Raw genomic sequence first — 22,821 nt, 5'->3', positions numbered from 1 at the left:
AGGAAGTCGAGCCTCACTGAGCACCGAACGCCCGGAGCACATAGCCGTCAAGGAGCTGTCCGAACACCTGCGGCGAAAGGACGTCAGGGGCCTCGCTCACCAACTCCTCGTCCCCGTCGAGGCTTACGACGAAGTCCGCGTCGGCCCAGCCTCCCCGGAACAGCACCACGAGCAGTTCGGCGTCCGCGGGGCCGGTGATGTGGATGCCGACGGAGTCCGGGTCCCGCACCTCTGAACGGCTCGTCTCCAGCCGCTGCGGCCAGGCCGCCTCCCCGTCCCGCCAGGTGAGCGGCCCGACCACGAGGCCCGCGGCGGTCCACCGTCGGCGGCGGGAACTGATCTGGGCGGCTGCCTGGTCGAGATCGATGAGTCGCTTCACCCGGTGATCGTCCAGCACGTGGCAGGGCCTCGTCCACGCCTTTCGTTCCGCGGCCGGGCCCGCGTAAGGAGGGGTTAGGGAGGGGGTGTTGGCGGGGAGGTGCCTGCTGTGGTCAGGGCGTGTCTGCCGTGCGAGGGGCGGGAGTTGAGTTGCCTGTGGGCGCTGAGTCGTTGGGTTCGCCGGAGCCGGAGTCAGGGGAGCCGTCGCAGTTGTCGGGCTCGGGTGGGGAGCCGAGCTTGTCCGGAGGGCCCGGTACCTCCCCCTCCTTGGACAGCGCGGCGGCAAGTCCCGGTCGGCGCTTCGTCGACCGTTGCGTCGTCGTCAGCGGGGGAGCCCACGGGATCGGCGCGGCGACCGCCCGGCGGCTCGCGGCCGAAGGGGCCGGGGTGGTCATCGCCGATGTGGACGTCGAGGAGGGGGAACGCACCGCACGGGCCATCCGTGAGAGCGGTGGACGTGCGGTCTTCGAGGCGTGCGATGTGGCGGACGAGGAGTCCTGGGCCCGGGCGGTGGCGGCCGCTCGCGTCCGCTTCGGCCCGGTGTCCGGCCTGTTCAGCAGCGCCTACGCGGTGCGCGGAGGCGCTGCCGACGCGATCGGACCGGCGGACTGGAACCTCCAGTTGTCGGTCATGCTGACCGGTGCGTTCCTCGGCGTACGAGCCTGTCTGGACGACCTGCGCGCCACGCACGGCGCGATCGTCTTCGTGTCGTCCGTGCACGCCGTCATGGGCCTGCCCGGCCGCCCCGCCTACGCGGCGGCGAAGGCGGGCCTGACCGGCCTCGCGCGCCAGCTCGCGGTGGAGTACGCGCCCGTCGTACGGGTCAACGCCCTTCTCCCGGGCCCCATCCTGACCCGCGCCTGGGACTCGATCGGCGCGGACGACCGGGCGCGCAGTATCGAGCAGACCCCCGCGGGCCGCCTGGGCCGCCCGGACGAAGTCGCCGCGAGCGCCGCTTTCCTGCTGAGCGACGAGGCGTCCTTCGTCACCGGGGCCAGCCTCGTGGTGGACGGCGGCTGGAGCGTGTACAAGACGTCCGCCTGAGCCGAACAACGCCCGCGCCCCCCACCGGCCGTCATCTGCCGTGCCGCACAAGGAGGTTCATCCGGTGAAGATCACCCGTATCGAGACGTTCGCAGTGCCGCCGCGCTGGCTGCTCTGTCGCGTGGAGACGGACGAGGGAGTGGTCGGGTGGGGTGAGCCGGTGGTCGAAGGGCGCGCGGCCACCGTCCGTACGGCCGTCGGTGAGCTGGCCGAACTGCTCGTCGGCAAGGACCCGGCGGGCATCGAGGACCACTGGCAGGTGATGACGAAGGGCTCGTTCTACCGGGGCGGCCCGGTCCTCTCCAGCGCGGTGGCCGGGCTCGACCAGGCGCTGTGGGACATCGCGGGCAAGCGGCTCGGCGTACCCGCGCACGTCCTGCTGGGCGGTCCGGTCCGCGAGCGGGTACGGGCCTACAGCTGGGTCGGTGGTGACAGCCCCGCCCACATCACCGAGCAGGTGACGGCGCAGGTCGAGGCGGGCTTCACCGCGGTGAAGATGAACGCGAGCGGGCGCATGAACCGCCTGGCCACCGTCGCCGACGTCGACGAGATCGTCAGTCGCGCCGCGGCGGCCCGTGAAGTCCTCGGCCCGCGCAGGGACTTCGCGCTGGACTTCCACGGACGCTTCCACGCCGCCAACGCCCGTCAGTTGCTGCCGCACCTGGCCCCGCTCGCGCCGATGTTCGTCGAGGAACCGCTCCTGCCCGAGTACGGTCACCTGCTGCCCGCCCTGGTCAACTCCTCACCCGTGCCGATCGCCACCGGCGAGCGTCTGTACTCGCGGCAGGACGTGCTGCCCGCCCTTCAGGCAGGCGTCGCGGTCCTGCAGCCCGACCTGTCCCACGCGGGCGGCATCTCCGAGGTCCGCCGCATTGCCTCTCTCGCCGAGACCTTCGACACCCTCGTCGCGCCGCACTGCCCGCTGGGTCCCGTGGCGCTGGCCGCCAGCCTCCAGATCGCGGTCAGCGTCCCCAACTTCCTCATCCAGGAACAGTCGATCGGCATCCACTACAACAAGGGAGCCGATGTCCTCTCCTATCTCGCCGACACCGAGGTGTTCCGCTTCCATCAGGGGCACATCCTGCGCCCGACCGGGCCGGGGCTCGGCATCGAGATCGACGAGGCGGCGGTGCGTGCGGCCGACGACAGCCAGGCCGACTGGCACAACCCCGTGTGGCGGCACGAGGACGGCTCGTTCGCCGAGTGGTGAGCGCGGGACGGTGAGAGATTCGGACGGCAAGAGGTCCGGAGGGAGAGGGCGGCAAGCGCGCCGCGGAGGTGGGGCGCGGAGGTGGAGCCGGTACTTTGGACGACGTGGAATCGGGTCTGCACGAGCACGACCGCATGCGCGGATGGGAAGTCGCGTTCCCGCGTCACGCGTTTTCACGTCACGCGGCGCCGCTCGACGGCGTGCTGCTCGCCGGCTTCCGTGACCGGTCGGCGGCAGGCCTGGACATGCGGGTCATCCCGCAGCCCAGCGTGACGGTCGTGGTCGAACTCGGGGACGGCGCACTGGCCGTCGAGAACATGGGCGGCAGCCGGGCGTTGAGGAGTCTCGCCGCCGGTCTCGCGCCGGGGGAGACCCGCATTCGTGCCGAGCGCGTGGACTGCGTGGAGGTACGTATGTCTCCGGTGAGCGCCTACTCACTGCTCGGCGTCTCGCCCGCCGAGCTGGACGGCGCCGTGTTCGGCCTGGAGGAGCTGTGGGGGCGCCATGAGCCGCGCCTGCGCGAGCAGTTGACGTGTGCTGTCGAGTGGGACGACCGTTTCGCGCTGATGCACGAGTTTCTGGTGCGCCGCCAGGCGTCGGCGCCGTCGATGGACGCCGAGGTCGTCGCGAGCTGGGAGCGCATCGTCGCCCGCCGGGGCCAGGTGCGGGTCGCCGATCTGGCGGCGTCGTGCGGGTGGAGTCGCAAGCGCCTGTGGTCGCGGTTCACCGCCCAGGTCGGTCTGACGCCCAAGCGCGCCGCGATGCTCGTACGCTTCGACCGCGCCGTCCGCGGCCTCTCGGCGGGCCGTGACGCCGTCGAGGTCGCCGTGGCGTGCGGCTACGCCGACCAGTCCCACCTGCATCGCGACGTCCTGGCCTTCGCCGGCTGCACGCCGGGTGCGCTCGGGCCGCCCGCGGACACCCGGCAGAGCGGGGAACATTCGTACAAGACGTGACGTGCCGCCGTCGGTGAGGGTGGGGCCATGCCCAGCCATGACCCCGCGGGGACGAAGCCCGGCGCGCCCGCCCTGGTGCTGATTCACGGATACGCCGCCCCAACAGCCACATGGAACCCGTTGGTTTTGCTGCTGACCAGGGCGAGAGCCCGCGCTGCCCCTGCGGGCGCCCCCGCCGCGGAACCGTTGCCGGCGCTCACAGGGGCAGCGCGCGCTCGTTCACCACGTGTTTCATGACGAGCGTGGAACTCAGGCGCTGCACGCCCGGCAAGGTGGCCAGCTTGTCGTCGTAGAGCCGCTGGAAAGCGGGCAGATCCCTGCTGACGATGCGTACGAGATAGTCCGGATCCCCGAAAAGGCGCTCGGCCTGCAGGATCTCGGGGATCTCGGTGAGGGCGTGCTCGAAGGCGGAGACGGTGTCGCGGTCCTCCTGGCGCATGGTGACGAAGACCAGCGCCTCGAAGCTCAGACCCACGACCCCCGCGTCCAGGATCGCGCGGTATCCGCGGATGGCCCCGCTGCGTTCGAGTTCGCGCAGCCGTCGGTGGCAGGGGGAGAGGCTCAGCCGCACGCGGGCCGCCAGTTCCGTGACCGTCAGACGGCCGTCGTCCTGGAGCTCCGCAAGAATCTTCCTGTCCACATCATCCATGGGGAAGATTCTGCCACTGCAACCGTCTGAGCTGGCAATACTTGGAAACACCTTTGGCCTCCTCGGAACTAATCTCCTACTCGGAACCTGTTTGAGAGGGAGAAGTTCGTCGTGGCCGTCAGCTCCATCACCGCCTTCTGGGCGGTCTCAGTCCTGCTCATTCTCGTGCCGGGAGCGGACTGGGCCTACGCGATCAACGCCGGACTGCGCGACCGGTCCGTGGTCCCGGCCGTCGGCGGCCTGCTGCTCGGCTACCTGGCACTGACCGCCGTCGTCGCTGCCGGAGTGGCGGCAGTGGTGGCGAGCACACCGTCCGTCCTCACCGCCCTGACCCTGCTCGGCGCCCTCTACCTGGTGTGGCTCGGTGCCACCACGCTGGCCCGGCCCGCCGTCGCCGGGACCGCGTCAGAGGAGGGGGACGGTGCGGCGGTCGGGGCGCGGGTCCTCAAGGGGGTGGGGATCAGCGGCCTCAACCCCAAGGCGCTGCTGCTCTTCCTGGCCCTGCTGCCGCAGTTCACCGCCCCGCACGGCAGTTGGCCGCTGGCGGCCCAGATCGGCACGCTCGGCCTGGTCCACACGCTCAGCTGCGCCGCGATCTATCTGAGCGTGGGCGTGCTGGCCCGCACCATTCTGCGGGCGCGCCCCGCGGCCGCGCGCGCTGTCACCCGCGTCTCGGGCGCTGCCATGATCGTGATCGGTGTGCTCCTGATCGCGGAACGCCTTGCGGCCTGAGGCGCGCGCGTCAGGCGGCGCCCTGCTGAGTGGCCGCACCCTCGACGACTTCGCCGTCGTCGACTTCGCCCTCTTCGCGCCTCCACTCGTGCGCCAGGAGGGACCAGATCTCCATGTCGTGGCGGACGCCCTTGTACAGCGACTGTTCGCGCAGTGTGCCGTCCAGGTGCATGCCCATGCGCTGGGCGACCGCCCGGCTGCGGGCGTTGCCTGCGCTGTTCCACCACTCGATGCGGTGCATGCCGCGCTCGCCGAACGCGTACGAGATCAAGTGCCGGACCGCGGCGCTGATCAGACCGTGGCCCTCTCCCGCGGGCTCCGCCCACACGCCGATCTCGCAGGTGCCTGCCTTGGCGTCGAACCGCACGAACATCACGCCGCCGATCAGGACGCCGTCCCGCCAGATCCCGTAGATCCGCCCGGCGTCGGCGGCCTGCTTGTCCGCGTACTTCTGGAGGGTGGCACGGGCGGATTCCAGGTCGGTGGAGAACGAGGCCCACGGAATCCACGGGTCGGTGTGGGAGCGGGCCCGGTCGATGTGGGTCAGGAACTCGGCGTCCTGCCAGGGCTCCAGCGTGCGGAGCTCGGCATTCTCGGTCAGCGATATGGCGTACATGGCTGGTCCTAGGCGGTTGTCCGGACGGCCGCGCGCGGGCAGTGGGCCGGCACGGCCAAGTACGTAACGAACGTTGGGTATGTACTCTAGCCGCTATGACGCCGCCGGCCCGTACAGATCATGACGCCCGCAGGACCGAGGTCTCCCAAGCGGTCTGGCGGGTGCTCGCCGCCCATGGCTTCGGCGGCCTCACCTTGCGTGCTGTCGCCGCGGAGATGGGGGCCACCACCGGCCTGCTCACGCACTACTTCCCCAGCAAACGCGCGCTGCTGAGGCACGCCCTCGAGGTGCTCGACCGGCACTCGGCCGACCGCCCGCGCCCCGCGGCGGAGCGGGCCGGGCAGGCGTCCGACCTGGTGATGCTGCGGGCGACGCTGCTGGACATCCTCCCGCTGGACGCCGCGAGCGCCGCGAGCAACCGCATCTGGGTGGCCTCCTGGGACGTCGCGCTCGCCGACCCGGAGCTGGCTCAGGAGCACGCCGAGCGTTACCGCCGTGCGCGCGAGCGGATGACCGTTTACATCGCGCAAGCCCAGGAGACGGGTGAACTGCCGCCCGACGCACGGCCCGAGGACACCGCTGCCGCGGCCCAGAGTCTCGTGCTCGGCCTGGTGGTCCAGGCGCTGTTCGCTCCCCGGGAGTTTCCCGCGGAGCGGCAGATCGCCCTGGTCGACGCGTACTTGACGGGGCTCGGAGGCGGCGCCCAGGGGGCGGCCGGCGTGTCCGCGTGACCAGCCCCGAGGGCAGGACCGCAAAGGCGGTGCGGGATGCGAGCGTCGTCGTCGCGGAGTTCCCCGGGCTCGCGGACCTGAGAGGCGAACCGGTCCGCTTCGCCGTACGGCACCATCCCCCGCAGGGCACACGGCAGGACTCTCAGCAGCACACACAGCACGGCACATGGCTCATCGAGTTGGGCCCCCATCTGCTGGGGATCGCGCGTCCCGCCGATGTACGCGCGCTGGCCGAGGGAATCCTGGACACCCTCGAACGGGGTTCGGGCGAACCGGACTTCACCCTCTACGACGACGGCTACGCGGAAGCGCAGATGACCGTCGGGTACGACGGCGACGAGCTGTACTTCACCGCCGGAGTCGCCTTCGACCCCGCGCAGGACTTCGTCGGCCGCTCCCCGAGCGGTGAACCCCTCTACCGCAACTCCTTCGGCACGGCATATCTGGAATTCCAGGACGTGGCCCCGGCCGACCCGGCCCTTCTGAGGCGATGCGCCTACGCGCTGCTCGCCGCGCTGGACGGGCCCGACGGCGACAGTGACGCGACGACGCGAGCGTCTCGTGGGCCTGATCCCACGTCAGCAATGTGAGCGGTGGGCCGCGACGCCGGTGAGGGCGGGTTCGATCGCGGGGTGCAGGACGAGCGCGTCGTCGTAGTCGCCGCCGTGCTCGTGGCGGTAGGGGAGCGGCTCGGTGACCGGCAGGGCGCGGAGCCGCTCGCGCAGTTCGGCCGCGCGGTCGTCGTAGCCGGCCGCGTCCAGGCGGTCGGCTCCGTAGACGACGTAAGGCGGGAGTGCGTCCATCCCCGTGTACCAGAAGGTGCCGTGGAGCACCGGGAACAGCACCTCGTCCAGTTGTCCGTGGATGCCGCGCGGCCCGAAGCCCGACTCTCGCGCGCCGACCGTGGTGATGACCATGGCGCGCTTGCCCGCGAGCCCGCCGTCCCCGTAGCGCAGGGTCCGCCCCGCTTGGTCCTGGAGCCCGAAGGCGAAGCCCTGCACGAGCACCCGGTCGAACCACCCCTTGAGGATGGCGGGCGGCCCGAACCACCACAGCGGGAACTGGAACACCAGCGCGTCGGCCCAGGCGATCTTCTCCTGCTCGGCGGCGATGTCATCCGTCAGTTTGGCCGCGCCATAGGCGTGTTCCTGTGCGGCGCCGACCCGCAGCCGGCCGACCGTCTCGCGGTGGAAGTCGGCGGAGTCCACCACGGGTTTCCAGTCCATCGCGTAGAGATCGGACTCGCGGACCTCGTGCCCGAGATCGCGCAGTTCCGCGATCCCGTCGGTGCGCAGGGAGCCGTTGAGTGACTGCGGTTCGGGGTGTGCGAATACCCAAAGAATCTTCATGCCATCGATCCTGCGCCGCGATCAGGTGGGGGGACGAGTGGCCAGATGGTCAGGGAGTGCAAGGATCTGGCCAGCGTTTGCGGCCGTGCTGCGGTAACCCTGGGCGGTTTCAGCCGGTCGTACGCGTGCTCTCCCGCACCACCAGTTCGTAGCCCGCGGTGAGCCGCGAGTGCGGGGCCATCGCGCCCTTCTCGATCCTGCGGAGCAGGGCGTCCACGGCCAGTTCCGCGATGCCTCGTTTGTCGGGGGCGACGGTGGTCAGGCTGGGCACGCTGTAGCGGGATTCCTCCACGTCGTCGAAGCCGACGACGGCCAGATCGTGCGGGACCCGCAGCCCGTGCTCGTGCGCCACCCGCAGTGCGCCGGAGGCCAGCAGGTCGTTGAAGCAGAAGACGGCGTCCGGCGGGTCGTCGAGGGTGAGCAGCGCGCGCATCGCGTCGGCTCCCGAGGCGCGGGTGAAGGACCGTGTGTTCGGGGCGAGTTGTGGGTCATGGGGAACGCCCGCCGCGTGCAGTGCGGTCAGATAGCCGTGCATGCGCTGGACCGTCGTCGCGTGGGAGGGGCCCGAGGGCTGTCCGATGACGGCGACGCGGCGCCGGCCGAGGGACAGGAGGTGTTCGGTGGCCTCGCGTGCCGCCGCCGAGTTGTCGATCAGGACGTGGTCGGCGGGGATCTCATACGACTGCTCGCCCAGGAGGACGAGGGGTACGCGGCGTTCGCGGGCGGCCAGGACCTGTTCGTCGAGGCGGAGCGGGCTGAGCAGGACGCCGTCGATGAGCGGGTCGCTGAGCCCGGAGGCGATCCGCAACTCCTCGTCCGCGCTGCCGCCGGTGTCCTCGATGAGCACCGTGCAGCCGCGTTTCTTCGCGGCGGCGATGACCTGCGCGGCCAGTTCGGCGAAGTACGGCGCGACGAGTTCGGGCACGGCGAGGGCGATGATGCCGCTGCGTCCGGTGCGCAAGTGGCGTGCGGAGGCGTTGGGTTGGTAGTCGAGGTCGGCGATGGCGCGCAGGACGCGCTCGCGTGTCCGGTCGGCGACTCTGGTCTCGCCCCGGACGACGTTGGACACCGTCTTGATCGATACCCCGGCGCGCTCCGCGACGTCCTTCAGACGGGTGCCTGCCACGGTGTTTCTCCCTCCCCCTGACCTCCCCCGACAGCAGCAGCGTACGTCATGGTCCAACGTTGTAACCGGGGGAAGTCGATGTACGTCGGCCGGGGAATAGGGCGCGTACGTGAACAGGTAATGCGTGCCTAGGTGTTGACGCCGTATTGCCAGCTGAGTACAACGTTGTAAACGCAGCGGGCAGCCACGAAGTGCGGTAGCCATCGGTGCCTGTTCCAACGTTGCACTCGTACCAGCCTTGTTCGCCTTGCCCGCCCCTCTCGTTCGTCTCGTTCGTTTTGTTCGTCTTGTTCGCCGTGGAAGGACGCATGCCCATGCGGGACCGCATACCGACCCCGTCGCCGCCCGCCCCGTCCCGCCGCCGACTGCTGCGCGGAGGGCTTGCGCTCGGTGCGTCCGGTGCCGCCGCCCTCGCCGTCGGCGGCTGCGGCAGCACCCTCGCGCAGGGGTTCACCGGCGGTGCGCCCTCGCCGTCGCGGCTGAACTTCTGGAACCCGTTCACCGGCGGCGACGGCGAGCGAATGCTGGCGATGCAGGACGTCTACCGGGCCGCGCACCGCTCGACCGAGCTGAAATCGGCGACGTTCCTGTGGGGCAACCCGTACTACACGAAGCTCACCCTGGCCACGCTCGGCGACCGGCCGCCGCAGGTCGCGGTGATCCATCTGTCGAAGCTGCCCACACTCGCCGAGGCGGGCCTGCTCACCGAGCTGCGCACCGAGGATCTGGCGCGGCACGGACTGACCGAGGACAAGTTCGACGCACGGCCGTGGCGGAAGTCCCAGTTCGGCGGTGCCCCGCACGCCGTGCCGCTGGACACGCACCCCTTCGTGCTCTTCTTCCGCACGGACATCGCTAAGAAGGCCGGACTGCTGGACGGGCAGGGCCAGTTGGTGGACGTGGACGGGCCCGACGCGTTCATCGACGCGCTGCGCGCGGCGAAGGAGGTGACCGGCGCCTGGGGCGGTTCGGTCGCCTCGGTGAAGGAGGCCTCGATGCAGTTCCGCCTCTTCTGGTCGTTCTACCGGCAGGTCGGCGGCGGGGATCTCGTCGCCGACCAGGGCAAGCGCGTGGTCATCGACACCGCCGCTGCGGCCGAGGCACTCGCCTACATCCGCCGGCTCAGCGCGGAGAAGGTGATCCCGGCGAACACCGACGGGAAGGGCGCCATCACGCTGCTGACCACCGGCAAGGCCGGGTTCCTGATGGACGGCGTCTGGCAGGTGCTCGCGGTCCAGTCGGCGAAGGTGAAGTTCGACATGCGGCCGCTGCCGCGCGTCTTCAAGGACGCGCCCTACGCCTGTGCCGCCGACTCACACGCCCTGGTGCTGCCGAAGGCTCCCACCGAGAGCGCCCAGCGTCTCGACCTCTCGCTCGGGTTCGTCGCGTCGATGCTGCACTCCAGCAAGTTGTGGTCGGAGGGCGGCCATGTCCCGGCGTGGCTGCCGACCCAGCGTTCACGCGCGTACAAGGAACTCGTCCCGCAATCGCACTACGCCACGGCCGCCGACGGCGCGGTCTACGACCCGGCCGCCTGGTACGGCGGCGCGGGAAGCACCCTGCAGAACGTGGTGGGCGATGCCGTGACCTCCGTCTTCACCGGAGACACCAGCCCCACCGCGGGCGCCGCACGGCTGCGCCGCGACCTGCGGACCCTGGCCTCGCGCCCCGCTCCGGTGTGACCCGGCCCGCCCCTGCCCGCCCCTGCCCGCCGCTCGGCTCCGTCTGCTCCACCTGCCCCACCTGCCCCTGGATCCCGTACGCCTTGACCGAAAGGCCGAACCGTGGCCACGACGACCGCTCCCACCCCGACGTCCAGCAGAGGCGACCGCTGGGCAGGACCGGGGATGCTGCTGCCCTTCGCCCTCTTCTATCTGGTGTTCCTGGTGGGGCCGCTCATCTACACCGTGGTCGCCGGATTCTTCGAGACGAGCCTGCTCAAGAGCGGACTCGGTGAATTCGCGGGCCTGTCGAACTACACGGCGGTGCTCGGCGACGCGGAGTTCTGGCGGACCCTGCGCAACACGCTGTGGTTCACCGTCCTGACGACCGTGCCCCTGGTGCTGCTCAGCCTGGCCCTCGCCCTGCTCGCCGACCGGTTCGTGCGCGGCCGCTGGTTCTTCCGGTTCGCGTTCTTCGCGCCGTTCGTGCTGCCCTCAGCCGTCATCTCGCTGCTCTTCATGTTCATCTACGCCGACCAACTGGGCCTGGCCCAGGAGGTGGTGACATGGTTCGGCGTCGACACCCCGCCGTCCTGGCTCGGTGACCCGGACTGGGCGATGATATCCATCGCGGCGGCCACGGTGTGGTGGACGATCGGCTTCAACTTCGTGCTCTACCTGGCCGGACTGCAGGACGTGCCGCGCGAGGTGCACGAGGCCGCCGCCATCGACGGGGCCGGGCCCTGGCAGCGCATCCGGCACGTGGTCGTGCCGATGCTCGGCCGTACGACGACGCTGGTGACGGTGTTGCAGGTCATCGCCTCGCTGAAGGTCTTCGACCAGATCTACATGATGACCAGCGGCGGCCCCGACGGCAGCACCCGCCCCTCGCTGCAGCTCATCTACGACACCGGCTTCGTCGAGGGCCGCGTGGGCTACGCCTCGACCGTGTCGCTGCTGCTGTTCCTGGTGATCCTGTTCGTCTCCCTCGTCTGGTTCGCCCTCGTACGCCGCGCCGAGAAGGAGAGCTGACCATGACCGCGATCGCCACGCGCCCCGAGACCGAATCCCGCGACACCACCGCCCCGCAGGACCGACGCCGCGACTCGGAGCGCCTCTTCGACCGGGTGGCGCTCGGCACGCTCATCGCCCTCGCGCTGCTGTGGCTCGTGCCGCTGGCGTGGGCGCTGGCCACCTCGATACGCCCCGCACAGGAGGTCGTCACCGATCCCACCGCGTGGTTCACCGCACATCCGACCCTGGACGCGTACGGCGAGATCTTCGACGGGGGCAAGCTGCCCTACTGGTACGCCAACAGCTTCATCACCTCGGCCCTCACCACGGTCCTCACGGTGATCATGGCGTCGCTCGCGGCGTTCGCCCTGTCGCAGACCCGGTTCCGGCTGCGTCGCGTCGCGTTCGTGATGCTGCTCGCCGGGATCATGATTCCGGGGCAGGTCCTGATGATCCCGCAGTTCCTCGCCCTCCAGTCGGCGGGCCTGCTGAACACCTACTGGGGTGTCGTGCTGCCCCAAGTTCCCAACGTGGTGGCCGTGTTCGTCTTCAAGCAGTTCTTCGACGGCATCCCGCGGGAGCTGATCGACGCGGCGCGCGCGGACGGCGCGGGCTGGCTGCGCACCTACTGGCAGATCGTGATGCCGATCTCCCGCCCGGCCGTCTCCGCGGTCACGATCTTCGTGTTCGTCGGCGTCTGGAACAACTTCCTGTGGCCCCTGCTCGTGGTGACCGACCCCGAGATGATGACGCTGCCCGTCGGACTCACCTCCGTCCAGGACGTCTTCGGCGTGCCCTACGCCCAGCTCATGGCGTCCGCCGTGCTCGGCGCGATCCCGCTGCTCGCCGTCTTCGCGCTGTTCCAGCGCCGCATCGTCGAGGGCATCGCCGGCACCGGCCTCAAATAGCCCACCTCCGCACCGCCAAGTCAGCAGACCGCACCACAGAGAGGCACCCGAACATGCCGCACACCGCACGGTTCGTCATCGACCCGGAGTTCAGCGTCGGAGACGTCGACCCGCGCCTGTACGGAACCTTCGTCGAGCACATGGGACGCTGCGTCTACACCGGCATCCACGACCCCGGGCACCCCACCGCCGACGCCGACGGCTTCCGCGGTGACGTCGCTGATCTCGTCCGCGAACTGGGCACCGGGCTCGTGCGCTACCCCGGCGGCAACTTCGTCTCGGGCTACCACTGGGAGGACGGCGTCGGCCCGGTCGCCGACCGTCCGCGCCGCCTCGACCTGGCCTGGCGCTCCATCGAGACCAACCGCGTCGGCACCAACGAATTCCTTGGCTGGGCAAGCCAGTTGGGCCTCGACCCCATGATGGCGGTGAACCTCGGGACGCGCGGCATCGACGCCGCCCGCGCCCTGGTCGAGTACTGCAACCACCCCGGTGGTACCGCCTGGTCGGACCTGCGCATCAAGCACGGCGTGAGTGACCCGCACGGCGTGAAGCTGTGGTGCCTGGGCAACGAGATGGACGGGCCGTGGCAGACGGGCCACAAGTCGGCCACCGAGTACGGACGGCTCGCGGCCGAGGCCGGCAAGGCCATGCGCCAGGTCGACCCGTCCATCGAGCTGGTCGCCTGCGGCAGCTCCAACTCGCGGATGCCGACCTTCGGCACCTGGGAGCGCGAGGTCCTGGAGCAGACCTACGACGAGGTCGACTACCTCTCCCTGCACGCCTACTACGAGGAGTTCGACGGCGACCGCGCCAGCTTCCTCGCCTCGGGCGCGCACATGGACCAGTACATCCGCGACGTGGTGTCGACCGCCGACCATGTGCGGGCGGTGCGGGGCGCCAAGAAGCACATCAAGCTCTCCTTCGACGAATGGAACGTCTGGTACGCCGCCCGCTTCGTCGGTGAGCGCAACCTGGAGACCGCCGAGACACCCCGCCTCATCGAGGACACGTACAGCGTGACCGATGCGGCAGTGGTCGGCTCGCTGCTCATCACGCTGCTGCGCAACGCCGACCGGGTGGCCATCGCCTGCCTGGCTCAGCTGGTGAACGTCATCGCGCCCATCCGCACCGAGCCCGGCGGCGCGAGCTGGCGCCAGACCATCTTCCACCCCTTCGCCCAGGCGGCCCGCTTCGCCACCGGTCGCGTGCTGCGCACCGACGCCACCGGTCCGCGCATCGACACACCGCAGTACGGGGACGTGTCGGCGCTTGACACCGTGGTGACGCACGACGAGGAGACCGGCGCGCTCACCGTCCTGGCCGTCAACCGCGACCAGGCGCAGCCCCTGCTCCTTGAGGCCGCGCTGCGCGGGGAAGCCGCCGGATACCGCGTCGTGGAGCACCTCGTCCTGGCCGACCAGGACCCGGACGCGGTCAACACCGAGGCGGAACCGGACCGAGTGGTGCCGCGCCCCGCGTCCGGAACACACATCACCGGCGAGGGCGCGCTGACGGCCGAGCTGCCGCCGGTCTCCTGGAACGTCATCCGGCTCGCCCCCCGACAGGACTGACGACAGCACGCCGTTCGCTCCCCACCACCGCAGAGTCAGGAGAGGCCCATGTCAGCGCACCACCCCGCACGACCACGTCTCCTCCGCCCCACCGCTTTGATCCCCCTGCTGCTCGCCCTTGTGGCGGCGCTGTTCGTCACGCAGTCCGGGACACCGGCCGACGCCGCGACCGGCACGTTGCTGCGTGATGGCACCGGCCTGTACCCACGCGCCGTCAGACTCGCCCACCACGGCGACGCCAACGGCCGCGTCCTGGCCACCGTGGTCACGTTCGACGGGAACAACGGACTCGGCGCCATCCACGAGAGCACGGACGGCGGCGCTTCGTTCCGTGAGGTCGGCACGGTGCGCGACCCCGAGGCCACGGGCGGGCAGGGGCTGTGCTGCGCGACGCTGTACGAACTCCCGCGGCGCATCGGCAAGCTGCCCGCGGGGACACTGCTGTGGGCGGCGTCGGTCGGGCAGGACGAGCCGAACCGGCGGATGGCCCTGCGGGTCTTCAAGAGCACGGACGTGGGCCGCAGTTGGAGCTACCTCTCCACGATCGCCACGGCCTCGAACGACAAGGGACTGTGGGAGCCGGAGTTCTCCGTCGATGCCTCCGGTCAGCTCGTGGCGCACTACTCCGACGAGACCGACGCCGGGCACAGCCAGAAGCTGGTGGCCGCCCGCACCGCGAACGGGGTGACCTGGACGGGCCACCACGACACCGTCGCCAGCACCCTCGCCTCGGACCGGCCCGGCATGGCGGTGGTGCGCAAGATGGGCGACGGAACCTACTTCATGTCGTTCGAGATCTGCGCGGCCGCGGGCCAGTTCCAGTGCGTCGTGCACTACCGGACCTCCTCCGACGGCTGGAACTGGGGCTCTCCCACCTACCTGGGCATCCGCCCGGAGACCGCCGACGGCAAGTACTTCAAGCACGCGCCGAACCTGGCGTGGGCGCCGGAGGCGGGCAACCCCAAGGGCAGGCTCTTCCTCGTCGGCCAGGTCATGTTCAACCGCGACGGCAGCAAGGCGGCCGCGAGCGGACGCACTGTCTGGGTCAACAGCGCGGGCGGCGCGGGGAGGTGGCGGGAGATCCCGGCGCCGGTCGCGGTCGAGTCGACGACTGTCGACTACTGCCCCAACTACAGCTCGAGCCTGCTGCCCTCGGCCGACGGGAACAGGCTCCTTGAAATCGCGACGGACTGGTCCGGCTCGGTCTGCAAGCCGTACTTCGCCACCGGTTCGGTGCCGGGCGCCTGAGCACGCAGGTGCCCCGCGTGTGCGCGATGACCACGTCGCACACGCGGGGCTCCCGTCGGTCGTTACGGGGTGATCGCGTTGCCGCCGAAGGTCACGACGAGGCGCCCGTCCGCCGCGTAGAACCACTTGAGCGCCCCGGCGTACGAGGAGCAGCGCGACCCGTTCGAGCCGGACCAGAACTGGTTCGAGCTGTCGGAGTTGCCGACGATCTTGTCGTTCGTCCCGCTGCCGCTGCGGCAGGAGGTGTTGTTCCGGAACACCGAGGTGCCCCCGTCGAAGGAGTAGTTGCGTTCGGCGTTGTCGATGCTGACGTTGTCCGACACCGTCATCGACCCGAGGTTCCTGTTGTACGTGAATCCGTGCTTGCCGTTGTCGTAGGCGATGTTGCGCCGGATGACGTGGTTGACCTTGATGTCCTCGCCGCCGAGCTTGTAGCCGTTGCGGTCGCCGTTACCGGCCTGGGAGCCGTCGCTGAGGGTGCCGTTGCCGTGGGCGAGCGAGTCCTCGATGGTCACCGCGCCGATGGGCCCGGTGTCTGACTTGGTGTAGAGGTCCCAGCCGTCGTCGATGTTGTTGTGGGCCACGGCGTAGCGGAAGACGTTCCCGGGCCCGGACGTGAGCTTCGCGGCGAAGCCGTCGGCGTCCTCCCCGTCGGAGTCGGCGTTGTCGTGCGACTCCGCGCTCAGGATGAGGTTGTTGGACGGCCACTGGCTGCTGGGCGTGCTGGAGAGCATGCGGGACAGCTGCAGGCCGGTGTCGCGGTTGTGGCGGGTGACCGTGCGCTCGAAGACGTTGTTGCTGCCGCCGACGAAGATGCCGTTGTCACCGGCCCGCTCGACGACGATGCCCTTGACGTGCCAGTACGACCCGTTGACGGCGAGCCCGCGGTTCGCGGGGTCCTCGCTCTGGGCCGAGAAGTTCAGGACCGGCGTCTCACCCGGGTAGGCGGCCAGCTCGGTGCGGTCGCTCGCGGTGCCGTTGTTGCCCTGCGGGATGGTGATCGTCTGCGAGTGACGGTAGGTCCCGCCGCGCAGGTAGATCGTTCCGCCCGGTGTGATGCGGGTGATGGCGGAGGTGAGCGTGGTGGGATCTGCTTGCGTGCCGCTCGCGCCGTCGGTTCCGTTCGGCGCCACGTACAGCGCGGAGGCCGAGGGCGGGGGAGTGGTGCCGTCGCCCGCGTCGGCGTCGAGATAGTCGATGTTGGGCAGCCCCGCTGAGGAGGTGGGGTTGAACCGGACGGTGTTGGCGCCGGCCTTGACCGGCACCGTGAGCGTCTTCGTCGCCCATGTCCCCCACGTGCCGGTGCTCTCGAACGACGCCGAGGCGGCCGCCGAACCGTTCACCGTGATGTCCGCGGGCCGTGCGGCGGTGGTTCCGTTGGCGAAGCGGACCTTCAGTGTCGCGGTGCCGGCGGCGGGTGCGTTCACGGTGAACTGCACGTAGGCGCCGGTCGCGTTGGTGGCGTTGCAGAAGCCGCTGCCGGAGTAGCCGGCCCAGTCGGAGTCGACGCTGCCGGTGCAGACCGCGGGGGAGTTCTCGGCCTCGTACAGGATGGGCGCGGCCTGTGCGGCGTGGCCGGACAGCGCGACGAGTGTGCCGGCGAGTAAGCCGACGCACGCGGTGAGGGGTCTTGTTCGCATCGGGGGTCTCCAGGTTGATTGGCTCGTCTGACCAGATCAAGTGAGGATGCGGCGGTTCGGCATGATGAATCAGCCGGACGACCGGCCCTTGCATCTGCTGGGGGAAAGCGCTTTCGTGGAAGCTATTGCCACGCTGCGGGCGCGTCAATGGTCATGTACATGATTCTTCATCATGGATGCGAACAGGCAGCGTCTGTGGCGTCCTGCGAGGCGTGCGTGCGAGGGGCGCGGCCGGGCCCGCGGCGCCCGAGCGGTCGATGTGCGGCCACACGGGGGAGCGCGCAGCGAGCCTTCGCTGCCCGGGCCCCGGCAGCCGCTACCGAGGGATCATGACCTACGACCCACTCGACGAGATGTTCCGGCGGATCGACCTGACGCAGGCCATGGAAGAGCGGTTCGGCAACAGCCGGGACTGGCCGCTGCGGCTGCGTGCCGCGCACGCCCAGCTCGAGCAACTGCGCAGACTGCTCGGTGACACCGACTACGAGACGTTCACGGAGAGCGCCGTCGAAGCCGTCCGACGGCGCGCGGAGAGCCAAGGCCCGAAGGACCTCCACAGCCACTACCTCGGCCGGGAGCTCCACGAGCGGGAACAGACCCTCGGTGAGGACGCCGCGCACGTCGCGTGGGGGATCGCCTGCGGGCTCACCGTCCTGCTCGACGACGAGCTGTACGAGGAAGTCGTCACGACAGCGGCGACGGCGTGCCGGACGGGCGAAAGCATGCTGGCCGAAACCGGCGCCTGAGCGGCGCAGTGCCCCCTCCCGGCGGACGGGGGCACTGCGCCGGTCGGCCAGGATCGCGCCCCGACAGCCCCTTCGGGGGGATCACCACACGTTCGCCTGACGGTCAGTCGCGACGTGGCTGGACAATGAACGTATGACCAAGCCTGCAGCCGCCACGAACGCAGAGCAGTTCCCAGCCTCTGTCCGACATCCCCGGCCCGGCGCCTGCCACTGTCCGTGCGACGCGCAACCCGAGTTCCCCGGGACATGCAGCGGTCATGCCGAGCCAGGCTTCACCGGCGTTCTCGACTCGCCCACCGGCGACTCCCGGCACGTGCCGATGTGCCGCAACTGCCACGACATCCGCATGGGCCTGGCACCCCAACGTGGCCCCTCCCTGGCAGCGGTCACCGACACCTGCACCTGCCACTGCCAGGCCAACCACCCCGACCGTCCCGGGATCTGTGAAGCGGCGTCGGAGAACGGGGTGTTGATCGACGGCAGGCCGGCCTGCCTCGCGTGCGAGGACGCCGGCCGCGATTAGAGCGGGCGCGTGCCCCTCAGTTCTTCGGCTGAGTGAAGCGGATGCTGTTGCCGAAGGGGTCGCGGAGGCCGCAGTCGATGCCGTACGGGCGGTCGGTGGGCTCCTCGGTGAACTCGACGCCCCGGGCGAGCAGCGTCTCGTACGTCTTGCGGCAGTCGTCGGTGCTGAAGATGAGCGAACCGCCCGTCGCGCCCTTCGTCACCAGCTCACGGACCTGCTGTGCCGTCTCCTCTGACATAGCCGGCGGGCCGGGCTTTTCCAGCAGGACCTGGCGTTCCGGATTACCGGGGACGTTGACGGTCAGCCAGCGCATGAAGCCCAAGTCGACGTCGGCGTTGACCTCAAGGCCGAGCTTGCCGACGTAGAAATCGAGGGCCTCGTCCTGGTCGAGTACGTAAATCTGCGAGTGCGTGATGGCGTTGAACATGTCCATCACGCTACTGGGCGGGCCGGACGGAAACTTATCCAAAACTGCTCGGTCAACGGGCGGCGGCGGATCAGGTGTTGGGGCGGGTCCAGGCCATCGTGAAGCACGTCGGTACGTTCACGGCCGTCGCCTCCTTGCGGTACTGCCGCGGCGAACGGCCGACGATGTCGCGGAAGGTGCGGCTGAAGGTTCCCGGGCTGCCGAAGCCGACCTGGAAGCAGATGTCCGTCACGCTGTGGTCGGTCTCCCGCAGCAGGAACATCGCGCGTTCGACCCGGCGGCGCTGCAGATAGCGGTGCGGGGTCTCGCCGAACGTGGCCCGGAACGTGCGCGTGAAGTGCGCCTGCGACACATGGGCGACGCGGGCCAGGGCGGGGACGTCGAGCGGTTGCGCGTAGGAGCGGTCCATCGCGTCCCGGGCACGCAGCATGCGGCGGTTGGTCTCTTCGGCGGCGCGGCTCACGGGCCCAGCAAAGCAGTTCCGTTCGCGATGATCCACCGGTCGGTGGTTTTGCCGCCATGCCGGAAGAACCGGAATGTCGACGAACCGGAATGCCGGAAGAACCGGACGTGGAGGGAGGGAGCACTCGGGGCGAGTGCTCCCTCCCTCCACCGTCAGTTGCCCGCGGACGGGGCGCCCTGAGGGGCGTCAGTGGCGCGGACCCTGCTTCCGGTCACGCCAGTTCTCGCCCTTCGCGCCGCGCTCGCCCTTGGCGTCGTCGAACTCGATCTGCTCCTTGCGCACCGTGTCGGAGACCTCCTGGGTCTCGGTGACCTTCTCGGTCTCCAGGCGGACCCGCTCGACCGGCACGGACTCCTTGCTGACCACCGCCCTCTCGGCGTGCAGGGTCACCTCGGTCTGCTCCTCACCGATGTTGGCCCGCGTGCGGTCACCCTCGCGGATGGGCTCGCGTACGACGCGAACCTCCTCGTGGGAGACGGGGACGGAGGTCTTCACGTCTTCGTTGACGACCACCTTGCGCAGGCGGGCGTGCCCGACCTCCTGCTCTTCCGTCCCGACGCGGAGGCGCTCCTCCGAGCGGATCATCTCGTCGTGCTTGCTGTCGTCGCCCATGCCGGAGCGCGTGGCGAACTCACGCGCGCCCGCGTTGCGTCCCTCGCCGGCGCCCATGCCGGCACCCGCGCCGGCTCCGGCCATGCCCGCCGCACCGGCACGGCCACCGGCCGCCGGGGCGGAGCGGGGGGTGCCGGTGGGCCGGGTGAGCCCGTAGTGGGCGTAGAGCTCCTGCTCCTCACCCGGCTCGAGGTGCTGGTCGGCGTCCACGCGCGGAGCGTCCTTGACGGCCTCCTTGGTGGCCGTCACGTGCAGCTCGTCCTGCTGGCGGCGGGCTCCGGCGAGCGGCACGAAGCTCTGCTTCATGCCGAAGAGACCGGTCTTGACGGTCACCCACTCGGGACGCCCAGTTCGGTCGTCGAGATACACCTGCTCGACGCTGCCGATCTTCTCGCCGGTACGGTCGTAGGCCGTAAGGCCCGCGAGCCCGTCGGCGCTGGTGAAGGCCTCGCCCTGAGTCATGGGTGATCACTCCCTCGCAGCGCGCGACGGGCAGAATCGAATCTCGCCACGGACGCCGCACGCGTCCCCTCCATCCCGCTCCGGACCGGCGGGTGACGCAACCAGGAGAGTCACTGAGCGTGTGCGGAGAGCTTGGCCGAGGCCCTTGAACGGGCTGGTTGGGGCGATCGAGGCGATTTCGCCCACCGCTCCCCGTGCTAGCCCATTCGGGTGACCCGTGGAATGCGCGGGGTCGCTACGGCAAGGCCGCCCGAACCAGGACCTGCTCCGTCTCGGAGGGGAAGAAGTTCGTGATGCCCTGCATGAGGCGCAGCGCCGTGCTCACGCGCCGGGGGAGGGGCCGCGGGAGTCCCGCGGGCGTGGCGAGGGCCGCCACACACGGCGGCTGGGACCTGGCCCAGTCCAGTTCGTGCTGGGCGCGCTGGTCCTCGCCGTTGCGGATGTGGACGAGGGCGCGCCGGACGCTGCCCGACGCCTGTTCCGAGACGCTCAGGAGCGCGGTGATGCCGGACTCGGTCAGTCCGGCTGACGTGATACCGGGCGCGGTGCCCGCGACAGAGTGCTCGCGGGCGGCCAGCCGGAGGTGGGTGCTTGCCTGATCAAGGATTTTGACGATCGCGCACAACCGTCCCGTGTCGAACGAGGCCATGGGATGACTCCTCTTCGATGCCGCGTGGGGGGAACACGCACACGAGTAGTTCGTCCTTCAGGCGTATCACCGGTGCGTGCCGTGCCCGAACCCCCGCGGGGGGAGCGCACGCGGCGCGCAGAGAAGAATGAACACGGGCGCGGCGCCCCGGTTTTCCGCCCGGGGGCGCACAACGCGGGCCGGCCTCAGGTCCGGGCCACCCCGGCAGGGGCGCGTGCCATTTCCACCGTGAACTGGGCTCCGGCCAGCAGTGCCAGGTTGGACACCCAGAGCCACACCAGGAAGACGACCACTCCGGCCAGTGAGCCGTAGAGCTTGCCGTAGGTGCCGAACCCCGTGGCGTACAAGGTGAAGAGGCCCGAGGACAGGAGCCACAGGAGCGCGGCGAGCAGGCCTCCCGGCAGGCTGCGGCGCCATCCGCGCTCCGAGGGGGGCGCGTTGCGGAAGAGCACGAGGACGAGCAGGACCACCAGGCAGACCAGAGCGGGCCATTTCATGATGTTCCATGCGGTTTGTCCGGCATCGCCGACCCCGATGCGCTGCCCGACCGTCTGGACGAGTGAGCCGCTCACCACGAGCAGGAGCGCGCTGGCGGCCAGCAGCGCGAGCAGCGCGAGGGCGGTCACCAGGACCCGGTGCGCCTTGCGCCACACGGGCCGGGTGTCCTTCACGCCGTGCATCGCGTGCAGGGCCCGCCGGAAGACGGCCGCGTAACTGGACGCGGACCACAGCGCGCTGACCCCACCACCAATCACCACCGTCACGGCGGCCGCATGCGCGTCGGCCATCTCCGTCAGCGCCTCGTTCAAGGCGCTGCCCGACTGCGCGGGCGCCCAGTCGGTGACCTCGGCGATGAGTTCCTGCGTGGTGCCGGGGCTGACCAGACTGATCAGGCTGACCGTGACGAGGAGCGCGGGCAGCAGGGCGAGGATCGCGTAGTACGTCAGGGCCGCGGCCCAGTCCGAGACGTCGTCGTTCCACATCGCCACCGGGGTGCGTCGCAGCGCCTCACCCCGTCGCGCCCATGCCGAACTTGCCGCGGTCGGCCCGGCGGGGGCCACGAGCGCCTCCGGCCCGCCCGACATGGGGGTGTGCCCCGCACCTCCGGGCGCAGCGGAACTGTCCATGGGGCTACTCCTCGTTGTCTGCTGCGGACGGCGCACTGCGCCGTCTTCCCGGTTCGACCCCTTGGACACGTGTTGCCCGGGTCCGGCACGCGGAAGCGGGCGGAAAGCAATCCTCCCCTTCCCGTCACCCGTGGCTCACGGCGGGGCCGCCCGTGGGCGCGGGTCCGTGTAGGCCCGGTCGTTAGCGGAGGTTGCCGTTCGGTGACATCGCGGACAGGGCTGTGACGTGGGCGGGGGCAACGGCCACGGGGTGTCGCGGGTCGTATGTGGTGTGAGGGCAGGCAAGCTGACCCTCTCGAAACGGGGAGATGACGATGACGAGTGTTCGCATGAACCGAGGACTGTGTGCGCTGGGTGCCGCGGTGGCCGTGGCGGGTGTGGTGGCCGGTACGAGTCCGGCGGCCGCCGCCGGTTCGCCCCGGTTTCTGGCCCCGGCCGAACTGCCGCCGCACGCGTCGTCGGCGTGGACCGCGGGGCCGGTGACGGCGGGGCAGCCCGACCCGCTGCCGATGTGCGTGGGGGAGGCCCTGCCCTCGATCTCTGTGCACCGCGCCTACCGCACGGAGTACGACACCGGCGCCCTCCAGGTGACGGTGGTCGAGCGCAGCGAGCAGCGCGCCAAGGACTTCGCGGCCCTGCTGCGCAAGAACCTCCAGGGCTGCTCGGACAAGGTGATGAAGGAGAACCCCGACGTCACCGCGACCCAGAAGTACTACGGAAAGCTGAACATCGAGGAGGGCGCCCACGTCTACGGCGTGCACACCGAGGCCACGACGGGCTCCTCCGACATCAACATGTTCTCGGTCGGCCGTGACGGCACCACGGTGACGGTCGTCCAGTGGGGACAGATGGGCAATTTCGCCCACGCGCAGGTAGGCGACTTCAAGACCACGACCATCAAGGCCGTCGCGAAGCTCTACTGAGCGGGCGAGGGCGCTTCGGCGCCATCAGTGATGCCGTCCATCAGCTCCATCGA

25 protein-coding genes are annotated in these 22,821 nt (G+C 70.2%); 14 read left to right on the top strand and 11 right to left on the bottom strand.

What is annotated here, in order from left to right:
* Positions 1–13 precede the first annotated feature (13 nt).
* Positions 14–379, bottom strand: coding sequence for a hypothetical protein (locus ACWFRU_RS11890; protein WP_453685989.1), 366 nt, complete (start codon positions 377–379; stop codon positions 14–16).
* Positions 380–645: 266 nt separating this feature from the next.
* Between ACWFRU_RS11890 and ACWFRU_RS11885 the strand changes: the two genes are divergently transcribed.
* From ACWFRU_RS11885 to ACWFRU_RS11875, 3 genes are all read left to right on the top strand, one after another.
* Positions 646–1,422: an SDR family NAD(P)-dependent oxidoreductase gene (locus tag ACWFRU_RS11885; RefSeq protein ID WP_453685988.1), complete on the top strand. Its 777-nt coding sequence runs from the start codon at positions 646–648 to the stop codon at positions 1,420–1,422.
* 64 nt (positions 1,423–1,486) lie between these two features.
* The gene (gene dgoD / locus ACWFRU_RS11880) at positions 1,487–2,632 is read left to right on the top strand and encodes a galactonate dehydratase (protein WP_453685987.1); all 1,146 of its coding nucleotides are present in this window, start codon (positions 1,487–1,489) and stop codon (positions 2,630–2,632) included.
* Positions 2,633–2,736: 104 nt separating this feature from the next.
* Positions 2,737–3,588: a helix-turn-helix domain-containing protein gene (locus ACWFRU_RS11875; protein ID WP_453686765.1), complete on the top strand. Its 852-nt coding sequence runs from the start codon at positions 2,737–2,739 to the stop codon at positions 3,586–3,588.
* Positions 3,589–3,784: 196 nt separating this feature from the next.
* On the opposite strand, the gene ACWFRU_RS11870 is transcribed toward ACWFRU_RS11875, so the two are convergent.
* Entirely contained in the window at positions 3,785–4,237 is a 453-nt protein-coding gene (locus tag ACWFRU_RS11870; protein ID WP_363206872.1) for an Lrp/AsnC family transcriptional regulator, read from the bottom strand.
* Positions 4,238–4,348: 111 nt separating this feature from the next.
* On the opposite strand from ACWFRU_RS11870, the gene ACWFRU_RS11865 reads away from it, so the two are divergent.
* Positions 4,349–4,969, top strand: coding sequence for a LysE family translocator (locus ACWFRU_RS11865; RefSeq protein ID WP_453685986.1), 621 nt, complete (start codon positions 4,349–4,351; stop codon positions 4,967–4,969).
* 10 nt (positions 4,970–4,979) lie between these two features.
* Here the strand turns inward: ACWFRU_RS11865 and ACWFRU_RS11860 are convergent, their stop codons facing one another.
* Positions 4,980–5,585 (bottom strand): GNAT family N-acetyltransferase, encoded by a 606-nt coding sequence (locus ACWFRU_RS11860; RefSeq protein WP_453685985.1) that lies wholly within the window; start codon positions 5,583–5,585, stop codon positions 4,980–4,982.
* A gap of 95 nt (positions 5,586–5,680) precedes the next feature.
* On the opposite strand from ACWFRU_RS11860, the gene ACWFRU_RS11855 reads away from it, so the two are divergent.
* Both ACWFRU_RS11855 and ACWFRU_RS11850 read left to right on the top strand, forming a co-directional pair.
* Entirely contained in the window at positions 5,681–6,316 is a 636-nt protein-coding gene (locus ACWFRU_RS11855; protein ID WP_453685984.1) for a TetR/AcrR family transcriptional regulator, read from the top strand.
* Positions 6,313–6,906, top strand: coding sequence for a hypothetical protein (locus ACWFRU_RS11850; RefSeq protein WP_453685983.1), 594 nt, complete (start codon positions 6,313–6,315; stop codon positions 6,904–6,906). The genes ACWFRU_RS11855 and ACWFRU_RS11850 overlap by 4 nt, the downstream gene beginning before the upstream one ends.
* Here ACWFRU_RS11850 and ACWFRU_RS11845 read toward each other — a convergent pair.
* Both ACWFRU_RS11845 and ACWFRU_RS11840 read right to left on the bottom strand, forming a co-directional pair.
* On the bottom strand, positions 6,895–7,665 hold the full coding sequence (locus ACWFRU_RS11845; protein WP_453685982.1) for an NAD(P)H-dependent oxidoreductase: 771 nt from the start codon (positions 7,663–7,665) through the stop codon (positions 6,895–6,897). The two genes, ACWFRU_RS11850 and ACWFRU_RS11845, sit on opposite strands and share 12 nt — an antisense overlap.
* Before the next feature lie 109 nt (positions 7,666–7,774).
* Entirely contained in the window at positions 7,775–8,791 is a 1,017-nt protein-coding gene (locus ACWFRU_RS11840) for a LacI family DNA-binding transcriptional regulator (protein ID WP_453685981.1), read from the bottom strand.
* 314 nt (positions 8,792–9,105) lie between these two features.
* Between ACWFRU_RS11840 and ACWFRU_RS11835 the strand changes: the two genes are divergently transcribed.
* The 5 genes from ACWFRU_RS11835 to ACWFRU_RS11815 all read left to right on the top strand — a co-directional run bounded on the left by ACWFRU_RS11835 (position 9,106) and on the right by ACWFRU_RS11815 (position 15,196).
* Complete coding sequence (locus ACWFRU_RS11835; protein ID WP_453685980.1) at positions 9,106–10,473, top strand: extracellular solute-binding protein; 1,368 nt, start codon at positions 9,106–9,108, stop codon at positions 10,471–10,473.
* 102 nt (positions 10,474–10,575) lie between these two features.
* On the top strand, positions 10,576–11,484 hold the full coding sequence (locus tag ACWFRU_RS11830; RefSeq protein WP_453685979.1) for a carbohydrate ABC transporter permease: 909 nt from the start codon (positions 10,576–10,578) through the stop codon (positions 11,482–11,484).
* Positions 11,485–11,486: 2 nt separating this feature from the next.
* Positions 11,487–12,374 (top strand): carbohydrate ABC transporter permease, encoded by an 888-nt coding sequence (locus tag ACWFRU_RS11825; protein ID WP_453685978.1) that lies wholly within the window; start codon positions 11,487–11,489, stop codon positions 12,372–12,374.
* 53 nt (positions 12,375–12,427) lie between these two features.
* Positions 12,428–13,948 (top strand): arabinosylfuranosidase ArfA, encoded by a 1,521-nt coding sequence (gene arfA, locus ACWFRU_RS11820; protein WP_453685977.1) that lies wholly within the window; start codon positions 12,428–12,430, stop codon positions 13,946–13,948.
* A 48-nt stretch (positions 13,949–13,996) separates the two neighbouring features.
* On the top strand, positions 13,997–15,196 hold the full coding sequence (locus ACWFRU_RS11815; protein ID WP_453685976.1) for an exo-alpha-sialidase: 1,200 nt from the start codon (positions 13,997–13,999) through the stop codon (positions 15,194–15,196).
* Between the two features lie 62 nt (positions 15,197–15,258).
* On the opposite strand, the gene ACWFRU_RS11810 is transcribed toward ACWFRU_RS11815, so the two are convergent.
* A complete protein-coding gene (locus tag ACWFRU_RS11810) occupies positions 15,259–16,836 on the bottom strand; it encodes a carbohydrate-binding protein (RefSeq protein WP_453685975.1) in 1,578 nt (525 codons plus the stop codon).
* A gap of 329 nt (positions 16,837–17,165) precedes the next feature.
* On the opposite strand from ACWFRU_RS11810, the gene ACWFRU_RS11805 reads away from it, so the two are divergent.
* Together ACWFRU_RS11805 and ACWFRU_RS11800 are read left to right on the top strand one after the other, a co-directional pair.
* Positions 17,166–17,582, top strand: coding sequence for a hypothetical protein (locus ACWFRU_RS11805; RefSeq protein ID WP_453685974.1), 417 nt, complete (start codon positions 17,166–17,168; stop codon positions 17,580–17,582).
* Positions 17,583–17,715: 133 nt separating this feature from the next.
* Positions 17,716–18,105 (top strand): hypothetical protein, encoded by a 390-nt coding sequence (locus tag ACWFRU_RS11800; protein WP_453685973.1) that lies wholly within the window; start codon positions 17,716–17,718, stop codon positions 18,103–18,105.
* Between the two features lie 16 nt (positions 18,106–18,121).
* Here the strand turns inward: ACWFRU_RS11800 and ACWFRU_RS11795 are convergent, their stop codons facing one another.
* The 5 genes from ACWFRU_RS11795 to ACWFRU_RS11775 form a co-directional block, all read right to left on the bottom strand.
* Entirely contained in the window at positions 18,122–18,532 is a 411-nt protein-coding gene (locus ACWFRU_RS11795) for a VOC family protein (RefSeq protein ID WP_453685972.1), read from the bottom strand.
* Between the two features lie 70 nt (positions 18,533–18,602).
* The gene (locus tag ACWFRU_RS11790; protein WP_453685971.1) at positions 18,603–18,995 is read right to left on the bottom strand and encodes a helix-turn-helix domain-containing protein; all 393 of its coding nucleotides are present in this window, start codon (positions 18,993–18,995) and stop codon (positions 18,603–18,605) included.
* Between the two features lie 186 nt (positions 18,996–19,181).
* On the bottom strand, positions 19,182–20,069 hold the full coding sequence (locus tag ACWFRU_RS11785) for a DUF2382 domain-containing protein (protein WP_453685970.1): 888 nt from the start codon (positions 20,067–20,069) through the stop codon (positions 19,182–19,184).
* Between the two features lie 235 nt (positions 20,070–20,304).
* Positions 20,305–20,718 (bottom strand): hypothetical protein, encoded by a 414-nt coding sequence (locus tag ACWFRU_RS11780; protein WP_453685969.1) that lies wholly within the window; start codon positions 20,716–20,718, stop codon positions 20,305–20,307.
* Positions 20,719–20,903: 185 nt separating this feature from the next.
* Positions 20,904–21,845, bottom strand: a complete 942-nt coding sequence (locus ACWFRU_RS11775) for a YihY/virulence factor BrkB family protein (RefSeq protein ID WP_453685968.1) — start codon at positions 21,843–21,845, stop codon at positions 20,904–20,906.
* Between the two features lie 329 nt (positions 21,846–22,174).
* Between ACWFRU_RS11775 and ACWFRU_RS11770 the strand changes: the two genes are divergently transcribed.
* Positions 22,175–22,768 carry a hypothetical protein gene (locus ACWFRU_RS11770; RefSeq protein WP_453685967.1) on the top strand — a complete coding sequence of 198 codons (594 nt, stop codon included), beginning with the start codon at positions 22,175–22,177 and terminating at the stop codon, positions 22,766–22,768.
* Positions 22,769–22,821 lie beyond the last annotated feature (53 nt).

The sequence above is a fragment of the Streptomyces sp. NPDC055099 genome (assembly GCF_053607685.1).
Note: the sequence above shows the minus strand (reverse complement) of the source record. Positions and strands in the feature narration are given on the sequence as shown.

Coding starts and splice junctions, on each gene's coding strand:
- arfA (WP_453685977.1), top strand. CDS start 12,428: ATGCCGCACACCGCACGGTTCGTCATCGACCCGGAGTTCAGCGTCGGA.
- ACWFRU_RS11770 (WP_453685967.1), top strand. CDS start 22,175: ATGAACCGAGGACTGTGTGCGCTGGGTGCCGCGGTGGCCGTGGCGGGT.
- ACWFRU_RS11845 (WP_453685982.1), bottom strand. CDS start 7,665: ATGAAGATTCTTTGGGTATTCGCACACCCCGAACCGCAGTCACTCAAC.
- ACWFRU_RS11815 (WP_453685976.1), top strand. CDS start 13,997: ATGTCAGCGCACCACCCCGCACGACCACGTCTCCTCCGCCCCACCGCT.
- ACWFRU_RS11780 (WP_453685969.1), bottom strand. CDS start 20,718: ATGGCCTCGTTCGACACGGGACGGTTGTGCGCGATCGTCAAAATCCTT.
- ACWFRU_RS11855 (WP_453685984.1), top strand. CDS start 5,681: ATGACGCCGCCGGCCCGTACAGATCATGACGCCCGCAGGACCGAGGTC.
- ACWFRU_RS11860 (WP_453685985.1), bottom strand. CDS start 5,585: ATGTACGCCATATCGCTGACCGAGAATGCCGAGCTCCGCACGCTGGAG.
- ACWFRU_RS11805 (WP_453685974.1), top strand. CDS start 17,166: ATGACCTACGACCCACTCGACGAGATGTTCCGGCGGATCGACCTGACG.
- ACWFRU_RS11785 (WP_453685970.1), bottom strand. CDS start 20,069: ATGACTCAGGGCGAGGCCTTCACCAGCGCCGACGGGCTCGCGGGCCTT.
- ACWFRU_RS11795 (WP_453685972.1), bottom strand. CDS start 18,532: ATGTTCAACGCCATCACGCACTCGCAGATTTACGTACTCGACCAGGAC.
- ACWFRU_RS11800 (WP_453685973.1), top strand. CDS start 17,716: ATGACCAAGCCTGCAGCCGCCACGAACGCAGAGCAGTTCCCAGCCTCT.
- ACWFRU_RS11870 (WP_363206872.1), bottom strand. CDS start 4,237: ATGGATGATGTGGACAGGAAGATTCTTGCGGAGCTCCAGGACGACGGC.
- ACWFRU_RS11825 (WP_453685978.1), top strand. CDS start 11,487: ATGACCGCGATCGCCACGCGCCCCGAGACCGAATCCCGCGACACCACC.
- ACWFRU_RS11835 (WP_453685980.1), top strand. CDS start 9,106: ATGCGGGACCGCATACCGACCCCGTCGCCGCCCGCCCCGTCCCGCCGC.
- ACWFRU_RS11775 (WP_453685968.1), bottom strand. CDS start 21,845: ATGGACAGTTCCGCTGCGCCCGGAGGTGCGGGGCACACCCCCATGTCG.
- ACWFRU_RS11810 (WP_453685975.1), bottom strand. CDS start 16,836: ATGCGAACAAGACCCCTCACCGCGTGCGTCGGCTTACTCGCCGGCACA.